The organism is Vibrio sp. CCB-PB317, assembly GCF_022808245.1.
GTDB lineage: Bacteria > Pseudomonadota > Gammaproteobacteria > Enterobacterales > Vibrionaceae > Vibrio > Vibrio diabolicus.
On the sequence record NZ_JALGNU010000019.1, the window covers coordinates 1 to 575 of the forward strand.

The 575-nt window shown below is 41.7% G+C and carries 1 protein-coding gene; it reads left to right on the plus strand.

Annotation, left to right across the window (positions count from 1 at the left end):
* Positions 1-46 precede the first annotated feature (46 nt).
* Positions 47-454, plus strand: a complete 408-nt coding sequence (locus MTR11_RS24050; protein WP_243328529.1) for an OsmC family protein — start codon at positions 47-49, stop codon at positions 452-454.
* Positions 455-575 lie beyond the last annotated feature (121 nt).

Genomic DNA, 575 nt, shown 5'->3' on the forward strand with positions numbered 1-575 from the left:
GGCGTTAAGTGCAATCAGCGAGAGTCCATCAAAAAAGTAGGGAAGTATGAGCATTAATATAAAATGGGATGGTGATTGTCGCTTTAAAGTGTCAACTGAAGGCGGTTTTACGTTTAATGTTGACGCTACAAGTGAGAAAGCCCCTTGTCCAACGGAAGTTCTATTGTCGGCTTTAGGTTCATGTAGTGCTACGGATGTCCTCTTGTTACTACAAGATCAAGGTTTTGAAGTTCAAGGTCTAAAAAATATGGTTACTTTTGCCCTAACGGAATCAGAACCTCGTTTATATAAATCGGCAAACTTACACTTTACAGTAAATGGCAGTGGTTTTAATGAATCTGACATTTTGCGAGCAGCTCAAGAAGCGGTGGAAAAGCATTGTCATGTTTGTCTTATGTTGAGCCCTACGATCGATATCACTTGCTCAGCCGAAGTGGGTAAAAATTGCACTTAACAAAGCGTTTAAGAGGGATTTGGCACGCGTGGCATTTTTAACATGCGTTGGGTTTAGTGTTTAAGGTGCTTTGCAGAAGCTTTTGTATTGCGTGCCTGCACCCCTTAACGCGGCGTTAGTT